Source organism: Micrococcus sp. MS-ASIII-49 (genome assembly GCF_000946635.1).
GTDB classification, from domain to species: domain Bacteria; phylum Actinomycetota; class Actinomycetes; order Actinomycetales; family Micrococcaceae; genus Micrococcus; species Micrococcus luteus.
Genome location: NZ_JXSP01000139.1, coordinates 1 through 10,033, shown reverse-complemented (window position 1 = coordinate 10,033; position 10,033 = coordinate 1). Strand labels below are relative to the sequence as shown.

The 10,033-nt window shown below is 65.2% G+C and carries 10 protein-coding genes and 1 pseudogene; 6 read left to right on the top strand and 5 right to left on the bottom strand.

The window, feature by feature from the left end:
* The 3 genes and pseudogenes from SJ20_RS11900 to SJ20_RS11785 form a co-directional block, all read left to right on the top strand.
* A pseudogene (locus tag SJ20_RS11900) lies at positions 1–152 on the top strand (integrase core domain-containing protein); the annotation flags it as partial.
* A gap of 112 nt (positions 153–264) precedes the next feature.
* Positions 265–1,038 carry an abortive infection family protein gene (locus SJ20_RS09445; RefSeq protein WP_044659744.1) on the top strand — a complete coding sequence of 258 codons (774 nt, stop codon included), beginning with the start codon at positions 265–267 and terminating at the stop codon, positions 1,036–1,038.
* A gap of 36 nt (positions 1,039–1,074) precedes the next feature.
* Complete coding sequence (locus SJ20_RS11785) at positions 1,075–1,803, top strand: TIGR02391 family protein (RefSeq protein WP_082067633.1); 729 nt, start codon at positions 1,075–1,077, stop codon at positions 1,801–1,803.
* Between the two features lie 85 nt (positions 1,804–1,888).
* Here the strand turns inward: SJ20_RS11785 and SJ20_RS09435 are convergent, their stop codons facing one another.
* The 4 genes from SJ20_RS09435 to SJ20_RS09420 all read right to left on the bottom strand — a co-directional run bounded on the left by SJ20_RS09435 (position 1,889) and on the right by SJ20_RS09420 (position 5,720).
* Entirely contained in the window at positions 1,889–2,434 is a 546-nt protein-coding gene (locus SJ20_RS09435) for a recombinase family protein (RefSeq protein WP_369798831.1), read from the bottom strand.
* Positions 2,435–2,674: 240 nt separating this feature from the next.
* Positions 2,675–3,676: an NAD(P)/FAD-dependent oxidoreductase gene (locus SJ20_RS09430; RefSeq protein WP_044659742.1), complete on the bottom strand. Its 1,002-nt coding sequence runs from the start codon at positions 3,674–3,676 to the stop codon at positions 2,675–2,677.
* Between the two features lie 53 nt (positions 3,677–3,729).
* Positions 3,730–5,271, bottom strand: a complete 1,542-nt coding sequence (locus tag SJ20_RS09425) for an MFS transporter (protein WP_044659741.1) — start codon at positions 5,269–5,271, stop codon at positions 3,730–3,732.
* Entirely contained in the window at positions 5,268–5,720 is a 453-nt protein-coding gene (locus SJ20_RS09420) for a TetR/AcrR family transcriptional regulator (RefSeq protein ID WP_006214762.1), read from the bottom strand. Before SJ20_RS09420 ends, SJ20_RS09425 begins: the two co-directional genes overlap by 4 nt.
* A gap of 215 nt (positions 5,721–5,935) precedes the next feature.
* Between SJ20_RS09420 and SJ20_RS09415 the strand changes: the two genes are divergently transcribed.
* On the top strand, positions 5,936–7,111 hold the full coding sequence (locus tag SJ20_RS09415) for an NAD(P)/FAD-dependent oxidoreductase (RefSeq protein WP_082067631.1): 1,176 nt from the start codon (positions 5,936–5,938) through the stop codon (positions 7,109–7,111).
* A gap of 250 nt (positions 7,112–7,361) precedes the next feature.
* Here SJ20_RS09415 and SJ20_RS09410 read toward each other — a convergent pair whose 3' ends face one another.
* A complete protein-coding gene (locus SJ20_RS09410; protein WP_044659739.1) occupies positions 7,362–8,345 on the bottom strand; it encodes an Abi family protein in 984 nt (327 codons plus the stop codon).
* Positions 8,346–8,500: 155 nt separating this feature from the next.
* Between SJ20_RS09410 and SJ20_RS09405 the strand changes: the two genes are divergently transcribed.
* A complete protein-coding gene (locus SJ20_RS09405) occupies positions 8,501–8,959 on the top strand; it encodes a MerR family transcriptional regulator (RefSeq protein WP_044659738.1) in 459 nt (152 codons plus the stop codon).
* The gene (locus tag SJ20_RS09400) at positions 8,956–9,975 is read left to right on the top strand and encodes an aldo/keto reductase (RefSeq protein ID WP_044659737.1); all 1,020 of its coding nucleotides are present in this window, start codon (positions 8,956–8,958) and stop codon (positions 9,973–9,975) included. The genes SJ20_RS09405 and SJ20_RS09400 overlap by 4 nt, the downstream gene beginning before the upstream one ends.
* The last annotated feature ends 58 nt before the right edge of the window (positions 9,976–10,033 follow it).

The following is a 10,033-nucleotide window of genomic DNA, read 5'->3' as shown; positions in this document are numbered from 1 at the left end:
TCTACAAGGCCGAGCTCATCCACTCCAAGCGGATCTGGGAGTCCGTCGAGGCGGTCGAACTGGCCACCATGGGGTGGGTGCACTGGTGGAACACCGCCCGCCTCCACGAGACCCTCGGCTACCGCACTCCCGCAGAGGTCGAGGCCGCCTACACTCACGATCAGGATTCAGCGCCCGTTGCGTCCTGGCCTCGGAACGAAACCCAGGGCACTTCACCGAACTGGGCGGCCCGGTCATACCCGGCGTTCGGTGAAAATAGTGTCTATGCCCTCTCCCCAGTTGCCCTATCGGATCGTCGAGCTGGCCACCAGCATGTTTGCCCGAGACACGGGATTCAGCGGCCCCGAGCTACATCGCCTGTTCGCTGAACATACGGATGCCCTGGGCCCCTACGCCGGGTGGGGTGGAGGTGGGCCCTCTCGCTGGCAAATCTTCCAGTCCGGCCTGAAGTCCTTGACCGTGCCGGAACAGAAGTCCCTATTGCTAGACCTCTGCAACTACGACGGCGAACCGGCCCATGGGATGCCTGCAGCGGAAAAAGTCGGCACTTTGCGGCAATTACTCCTGGCCGAAGGGACACCAGGCGCGCATGTCGCTGCTGAGAGCCTGGCCAAGCTCACTGACTGGCAGGCGGTGTCCAAGTCCTGGAAAGCTGCGCTAGACAAGGTCACGGCCGACCCGGAAGGGGCGATCACCGCAACCCGTACAACCCTAGAGAGCATCTGCAAGCACATCTGCGATGAACGCAAGGTGCCCTACGACAACGGCTGGGACCTCCCGAAGCTCTACAAGGCAGCTGCAGCTGCGATGCAGATTGCCCCGGACCAGCACACGGAACAGATCATCAAGCAGATACTCAGCGGCGCGGTGACTATGGTCGGCGGCCTGGCCGGCATGCGCAACGCACTCAGTGATGCCCACGGACGCGGCAAGCACGCCGCTGGTCCCGTACCGAGACACGCGAAGCTGGCGGTCAACGCAGGCTTCGCTATCGCAGGATTCCTCATCGACACGCATGTGGAGAAGCCCGCTGCCTGAACAGCCGAGGTCGCCGGATCCTGCCCGGGGAGATACATGAGCTGGCATCCTTCGAGAGTGATTTCACATGATGACCTTCGCAACCTGCCCCTTCCCGACCTGGCGGTGAAGCTGCTTGCTAACCTTGCCGACGACCAAGCCAACTACAACAGCATCCTGGCCGGTCTGAAAAACGCAAGCGGTTTCGGGCAGCCCGGTCCGGCCGACATCGACGCGTTGCTAGCCCGGCTATCGGACGCCTGGGCGTGGTTGGAAGCCCACGCCCTCCTAGGCCCGTCTGTGATGAATCCGCAGGCCGGAAATTGGCAACGCCCCACGGCCCTGGGGCGGGAGATTGCCCGGGATTCTGCCGCTGTGGCCAAGGTTTGGGCAGGAGAACGTCTGTCGGGGGATCTGGACCCTGCCCTCGACTCGGCCCGAACAAACTTCGCCCTCGGAGACTACGAGACGGCTGCCTTCGCTGCGATGAAAAGTGTGGAGGTGGAGGTCCGACGCGTTGCAGGCCTGACTAATGATTTGCTCGGGGTAAACCTGATGCGTAAGGCTTTTAGCCCCAAGGACGGAGTCCTTCGCGACCCTGACGCAGAGGGAGGCGAGCAGCAGGCCACCGCCGATCTCTTCGCCGGGGCTATCGGCACGTTTAAGAATCCCGCCAGTCATCGCACTGTCTCATTTGACGACCCATCGGAAGCTGCGGAGGTTATTCAGCTCGCTGACTTACTCCTGCGCATGGTCCGTACTGCCGAGCGCCGGATCAATCCGTGACCCGTGAATCCGAAGGAAATTTCTGACCTCTCGCCATGACGGTCAAATCCGATCCATCTACCATTCGTGATACATGTGGCAGTCGCTATAGGGCAACGCGCCGTAATGAGGTGTACAGCGTCTGCCGGCTCACCCCGAAGGTGCGCGCCACCTCAGCCTTCGGGATCCCCATCTCGATCATCACCCGAGCCTGCTCCACGTCGGGGTCCGAGAGCTTCGGGGCCTGCACGTACTTGCCTCTCGCCTTGGCCAGGGCGATGCCCTCGGCCTGGCGCTCCTTGATCCGCCGGCGCTCGAACTCAGCGAACGCCGCCAGGATCCCCAGCATGAGCCCATCCACTGGGGAGGTGCCGGACTTGTCCACGGTGATCCGCTCGGACACGAACTGCACCGCACACCCCTTGTCCGTGAGCTCGTCCACGATCGCGTACAGATCCCGGGTGTCCCGGCCCAGCCGGTCCATCGAGGCGACCTTCACCAGATCCCCCTCCCGCACGTACCGCATCAGCTCAGCCAGACCCGCGCGCTTGGCCCTTGAGCTGCCGGAGATCTTGTCCTGGAAGATGCGGTCGCACTCCCCCACCGCCTCCAGCTGCCGGTCCAGGTTCTGCTCGGCCGAGCTCACCCGCACATAAGCCACCGTCTGTCCAACCACGTCTTAGACCCTCCGACACTTCTGTCTAACGACCCGGTTTGGGACCGCCTCTGACGTGATGGTCTCGTGGGCGGGCGGGGTGTGTAAAGGGGTATACCCAGTGCGACAGAAGTGTCGCAAAAGTGCTCTTTCGAGCCCTACTGGGAACCGTAAGTGATTGTCCAGCAACTGTCCTGCTGGGGTGCCCTTGTCCGGTACCCGCCTGCTGACGCTTCTCTACGCGGGTTGGAGGGGGCCGGCGATGAGTGACCCGGATCGGTAGTCGCCGGTGCGTGCGTGTCCGATGAGTTCTGACCGCTTTCTCCTGCGCAGGCGCGTCTGGTTGACGCCGGTGACCTTCCTCTGGGTGGTGAGGTAGGCGGAGGCGACGATGTCGGCAGCCTTCGCGGCATGCTCGCTCAAGAGGCTGGTGGCGCTCCGCAGAGGGCTCAGCCCGGTGCGAGGGGACTGTTCGGTCGCTGAAGTGAGCGCCAGTTCGTCGTACCGGATGCTCCAGAAGACGGTGCCGTCTTCGACGAGATCGGCCAGTTTGGCGACGAACCAGGACTCGCCGATGGCCGCGGTGAGGGTCAGACCGTCCTCCAGCGCGAAGCGCGCAGTAGGCCCCACGTCCCTCAACCGGGTCTTCCCGGAGATGGCCCAGACGGAGGGTCTGCGGTATCGGACGTTCTTCCTCGACCCCCGCAGCTCATGTAGTTCTCGACGAACGGTGGAGTCGGCACCGTCGGCACCCACGACTCGTGAGGCCGTGATGTTGGGCCTGCCATCGATGGTGAGCCGGAGCCCGCCCGGGGTGTTCTTGATGGCGGTGACGTGGTGGCCGTTACGGACGTCGATTCCCTGGTAGTACGCCGTGCGCTCGAGCAGGCGGTGCAGGTTCTCTCGGGGCATGATCCGAGATCCCGCAAGAGCAGGAGCCCTGAAGAGCTCTGGAATACCTCTGGTCCCGCTGTCGAGCACGGGCTTGGTGAAGGGCACGCTCTCGCGGAGGACGACTCCCTCCATCCCGATCCCGTCGAGCGTGGGGAGGTCGGTCTGGGTGAAGACGATGGTGCGAGGGTCTGTCGTGCTGTGATCCTCCTTCTCCAGGACGGTGACGGTGTGCCCGGCTTCGGTCAGAGAGAGGGAGTGGATGAGGCCGGTGATGCCTCCGCCGACGATGAGGTGGGAGGCAGGCCTCGTCCACGGGAGCCAGGACAGCAGGTTTTTCCAAGCCATGGCGGGTTCCTTTCTGATGTTCGGGCGCTGCTCCTCGGGAGGGCGGGCGGTCTTCAGTGCGCTTGCGAGGTGAGGGTGTGATGGCGGGGCACCAGGACCGTGACCGCGATGGCGACGGCGGTCATGACGATGAAGCCGACAAGGCCGGTCTGGGACAGGGCGGTGGTGAAGGCATCGTTGGCCAGCGGCATGAGCTCGGCGGACCCGGTGGAGGAGGCGACGCTTGCAGCGCCGCTGATCGATTCCCGAACAGCGTCCGCCTGGGCATCGGTCAGTCCCAGTGCGCTGATGTCACGCGGGGACAATCCCGAGTTGTAGACGGCGCTGGCGACGCTGCCCAGGATCGCCACACCAAGGACGGCTCCAAGCTCATAGCTGGTCTCTTCCAGCGCTGCGGCGTTGCCGGCCTTGTCCTGCGGCGCGCCAGACATGATCAGTGCCGACCCCACGGCAAGCGAACTGCCTCCGGTGCCGAGCAGGACCAAGGCGATAGCCATCGACGTGTAGGTCAGCGGCTGCGGGGCGAGGTAGATGGCCAGGAAGCCCAGGCCAGCGATGGCGAGGCCACCGCCGAGCACGGCGCGGGGTCCGACGAGGGCGGCCAGTCGTGGCGCGAGCGGGGAGGCGATGCCCACGGCGAACACCGCGGGGAGCATGGCCAAGCCAGCCTGCAACGGAGAGACTCCGAGGACGACCTGCAACCACTGTGCCGACAGCAGCAGCAGCGCAGACATCGCGAACATGAAGGACAGCGCGGCGAGGATGCCGGCAGTGAACGTCGAGCTGCGGAACAGCCGCAACTCAAGCATCGGGTTGGGCCGACGCAGGCACCTGCGGACGAACCACGCCAGCGCCGCGGCCCCGACCAGGAAGGAGACCCACGACACCGGGTCGGTCAGGCCCTCCTTCGCGATGTGCTTGATCGACCAGACCAGCGCCACCATCCCACCGACAATCGCGATGGTCCCGGCCGTGTCCCAGCTGGGCGGGACGGCCGCCCTGTACTCGGGCAGCAGGAAGAGCCCGGCGATCACCGCGATCACCATCAGGGGCACGTTGATCAAGAACGCAGCGTGCCAGGTGCTGTACTCCAGCAGCAGCCCGCCGACGACTGGCCCGATGGCCATGCCGACCGAGGACACAGCGGCCCAGATGCCGAGCGCGGTGGCCCTCTCGCGCGGATCGGTGAAGATGACACGGATCATCGACAGTGTCGTCGGCATGATCATCGCGCCCCCGATCCCGAGGAGCGAACGGATCGCGATGAGGGTTCCCGCATCCTGCGCGAACAGCACCAGCAGTGAGGCAAGGGCGAACACCGCAAACCCGCCGAGAAGGATTCGTTTGCGACCAAAACGATCAGCGATCGCGCTCACGGGCACCAACAGTCCGGCGAGGACCAGGGAGTAGATGTCCACGATCCACAGCTGCTGCGCGGACGTCGCCTCGAGATCCGCTGTGATGTGGGGGAGGGCGACGTTCAGGATCGTCATGTCGATGCTGATGACGACGAGGCTGGCGCTGAGAACCGCCAGCGCTGCCCAGCGTCGCGTCTTGCTCAACGGTGATGTCTTCGGGGTCAGGTCTGTGCTCACGCCGACTCGCTTTCAGGACGGAGCAGCGCGACGAACGCGCGCTCGAGGGTGTTCAGGTCGATCGGTGTGCCCGTCAGCGTCGTGTGCATGCTGGCACCGTCGATGAAGACGACGATGGCGCGGGCGGTGGCGGGGTCGGTCCAGCCCGAGGCGAGCTCGACGAAACCGTCAACCCATCGCAGAGCGATGTGTCGCAGATCTTCATGCTGGGAAGCAGCGCTATAGAGGGCCGCGTCTGCCCGCACCTGCGCGGTGTCCGTGAGGTAGTCGTGCAGCAGCCGGGCGAGGACTCGAGGGTCGCCGTCGGCGGCGGCGACCTGCTCAGCAAGGTCGGTGAGCTCGACGGTCACCTCCTCCGCAAGCTGGCACACCGCGGCTTCCCGCAGGTCGTGCAGCGAGCTGAAGTAGTAGGTAGTAGCTCCCAGAGGAACACCGGCGCGCTGCGCCACCGCGCGATGCGAAAGGGTCGACCCTTCCAAGAGCATCTCCGTCGCCGCCCGCACGATCTCCTGCCGTCTCCGCTCAGGATCCCTCTTCCGCCGTGTAGGCGATGCACCCTCGGCACCCATCTGATCCTCACTTTCCTCGTCTTGACGCCAGTACTGTACCAGCGTACTAGTACTGGTGTACAGTAGCTGTATACGTACCGAGCAGGAGGAGATCTATGGGCCCCGCAAGCGCAACGGGACGACGTGCACTGGTCGTCGGCGGAGGAATCGCCGGCAGCGCCACAGCATGGTGGCTGCATCACACCGGCTGGCAGGTGACGCTGATCGATGCGAACGAGTCAGCACCGAGCGGCGGCTACGTCCTCGACCTCGACGCGGTCGCGCAGAAGATCCTCCGGCGGATGGGTGTCAGCGACGTCATCGACAGCGTGAGCACACCCAGTCCGGCAACGACCTTCCGGCTGACCAAGGGGGCCCGTCCATTGCAGATGACCTTCGCCGGCGGCTCCTCCCGCTTGGCGCATCGCGCCCAGCTGATCGAGAAGCTGCTGGCACATGTGCCCCCAGGAGTGGAGACGCGGCTCGGCTGTCGGCTGTCGTCCCTGGAACACCGATCCGATGACGTCGTGGCACGGTTCGACGACGAGACCAGCGGCACCTTCGATCTCGTCGTCGGCGCCGATGGGGTGAACTCCACGGTGCGCAGCCTCGTCTTCTCACCCCGTGAGGCCAGCCTCTATCGCAACGGCCTCTCCCACGTCTGGGCAACGGTGGATCACACCATGGAGGGCCCGAACGCTGTAGTCGTCGGACGCCATCGGACGGTCGTGTTCACCTACCCGCTTCCCGCGGTCGGTGCGACGCAGATCGTGGCCGCGCTCCCGTCCCCGGAGGCCCCCCGGAACGATCCGCGTGCACCGGCTGCGGCTGTCGCGCGGGCGCTGCGCAGCATCGGCGGCGAGCTGGACCCGATCGCCACCGCAATGCTCGAGACGAGCGACGTGCTGCTGACTCGCTTCACTCAGGTCCGCACCACCCACTGGTCAACTCGCAGAGTCGTCCTCGTCGGAGACGCGGCGCACTGCATCGATCCCCTCTCCGGCCTCGGCGCCCACGGAGCCCTGCTCGGCGCCGTGACGTTGGCCCAGAAGCTCCGCGAGCACGGACCGGACGATCCGGCTGCCTTCGCTGAGTACGAGCAGACGGTGCGCCCCTTCGTCGAGAGCCGCCAAGAGGTCACCGCGCGAGCCGTGGAGTACATCACCCACCCCACGCTCCGAGATCGCTCCACCAATGCGCTGGGATCCGTCGCTGCAGGTCTTCGCGCGGCCCCTGCGCTACTCACGACCGGCGGGCGGGAACGCCTCGCCGGTATCGCCGCCTTCGGCTAACTCTCGCCCGCTACGGAGGTTCGCGGCGGCAAGCTCCTCTATGCCGACCCTTTTGGGTATACCCAGTTTGACAGCCGAACAGTTCATCACTGCCCTCATCCTTCACAAAATCCGAGACAGCCTCTCAGGGCGTCGGGTCGGCTTGTCCCGTAACCGGATGGGCCCGCTCCCAGGCCGCCGGAGGAGATTCGGAAGCGATGCACGCCACCGACTGCGACCCGCTACCAAGGCCTCAGCTCGCGCCCGAAGTTCACCCCCGCCATAGGTCAAGCGTGTGCCAGTCTTCCGGAACACCCATCGATTGGACTGAGAGGGCATGCGATGTGGGGAAGGTGCGGAACAGCTCGGCCAGGCGCGGCGCCCAGGACCGCTCCGCCTCGATGGGCCGCAGCATGTAGGCGATGATCGCCAAGGCGTTGTAGGTGCCGAAGTCCCCTTTGGGGGCGGCGGGTTCCCGCAGATGGTCGAGGAGGGGCACCATGCCTGCCGCCGGCCGGGACGGGGCGTTCTGGAGCTTGCGGTTGAAGAGCCGAGCATGATGCGCGGCCACGTTGCGCACGTAGTTCAAGCTGGCCAGCCAACTGCCCATCATCTTCTTCTGGGGGATCCCAAAGGCCGTGGCGACTTCCTCAGCATCCTTCTGAAGCATGCCCTGGTAGAGGTTCGACAGGTGTCCCAGCTCCAGCAGCTCGGTTAACGCCCAGACCGGCATGTGGTCGTCGTACTTCTGCCGGAAGTGGGCGACGAACTGTTCGTCCGAGCCGTCCCGGCGTTGCTTGACCCGCTCCAGCCACAACACCTGCTTGCTGGGGCGTGGGTCACGACTGTCAGTGTTCGCCCGCGTGAACGAGTCGTCGAAGCAGGTGGGGTTCTCGTGCGCGAACGGTGAGGTCCGCCCCAACACGTAGCCGATGCGCATACGCACTGCTACCTCGATGCGCTCCACACCCTCCATAACCAGCATGCGCAGTTGCCGATCGAAGTCGATGATCTCCTCGGCATGATGCAGGGCTGTGCCCGGTTGGTACCTATTCAGCACCCGGATCTTGGTGTGCCCTTGGTCATCGACCTGCTTCTCGGACTCCAGGAACGGGTACAGGTAGCCGGTTACTCGGTAGTAGCCCACGGACTCGAGCAGTCGGAGAGCCCGCGCCAGGTCATCGACCTCCAGACCGCGCTGGACTAGCCGCTCTACCTGCGCCTCGAGAGGCAACCACTTCTTCGTGTACTCCACGCGTCTCTCCCACACAAAGAAAATCAGCCCGCGCCTTGCGGCAACGGGCTGATCATGATGCTTGAGACTCTAGCACGGGCAAGAGCCTGGGTCCTAGATGTGCTACCCGGGCACGTGTTGCGTTCGAGCGCACGCGAAGCCCTAGCCTCGCGGACATGAACCCAGAGCTGGAGCAAGCCCTGCGCCTGGCCACGGACCCTCCCGGTGGCGTCTCCCTGGAAGCATTGGAAGATCTCGTCCGGGATGATCCGACGACCTGGTGGGACATCTCCGAGGCCGCCACTCACCTCAACATCACCGCCCACACGCTGCGCTACTACGAACGCATCGGCATGGTGAGCGTCCCCCGAGACGATGCCGGGCACCGTCGCTATGACTCGCCGGCCATCCGCCGCCTGGTCTTCATCACCCGCATGCGCACGGCAGGACTGCCCATCGCCGATCTCCAGCACTACCTGGCCCTGGTCGACGCCGGCCCGCGGACCATACCCCAGCGGCTGGACCTCATGCTCGAACACCGCGACACGCTGCGCCGCCAGATCAGCCAGCTCCAACTCGCCCTGGCCGCCACCGAGTACAAGATCGCCACCTACCAGGAAGGCCCGACCCCATGACCACTCTGCGCACCTTCACCACATCCCCGGTCGGGTTCGGGTGCATGGCACTGAGCCCTATCTACGGCGGTACCACCGACGACCAAGCCCGTCGAACCCTCAACGAATCGATCGACGCTGGCATCACCCTGCTCGACACTGCCGACGTCTACGGCAAGCCCCGCGACGGGGTCAGTGGCCCAGCCGGGACGAACGAAGAAATGCTGGCCCCCCTGCTGGCCCAGCGCCGCCCGGAGGTGCAACTGGCAACGAAGTTCGGTATCACCGGCATCGCTCTCGGCGAGGATCACCGGGGCCAGAAGTCCACCGACGGGCGGCCTGAGTACGCCCTGAAGGCCTGCGACGCATCCCTGCAACGTCTGGGCATCGAGACGATTGACCTGTACTACCTGCACCGGCCCGACCCGGAGGTGCCCATCGAGGAGAGCGTGGGCGCGATGGCGCAGCTCGTCCAGCAGGGCAAGGTGCGCCACATCGGCTTGTCTGAAGTGACCGCGGATGAACTGCGTCGAGCACATGCCACAGCCCCCATTACGGCCGTCCAGTCCGAATGGAGCCTGTGGTCCCGCGACGTCGAGACCCACGTCATCCCCGCCTGCGCCGAACTCGGAATCGGGTTCGTGCCCTACAGCCCCCTAGGACGTGGTTTCCTCACGGGCACGCTCACCCGAGAGCAGATCGCCACGGATTTCCGCGGACGTACCGCACGCATGGGGGCCGGCTGGGACGCCAACCAGCAAGCCCTTGCGATGGTGAGCGACGTCGCAGCCCAGATCGGCGGGTCCAACGCTCAAGTCGCCCTGGCCTGGCTGCTCCATAAGGCAGAGCACCTTCACGTCGCCTGCGTGCCCATCCCGGGCTCACGTGAATCCGCACGAATGATCGAGAACCTCGGCTGCATGGAACTCCAGATCCCCTCACACCTGATGGACCGTCTCGACCAGGTCGCGCAGACCATCCACGGAGACCGCAACATCTCCGACGACCCCCGCTGGATCAGCTCCGGCCGCGAGTAATCCCAGACCAACGCCCCTCTCCCAAGTAGGGGATCAGGTCAAGTCCCTGGAAGTGGTG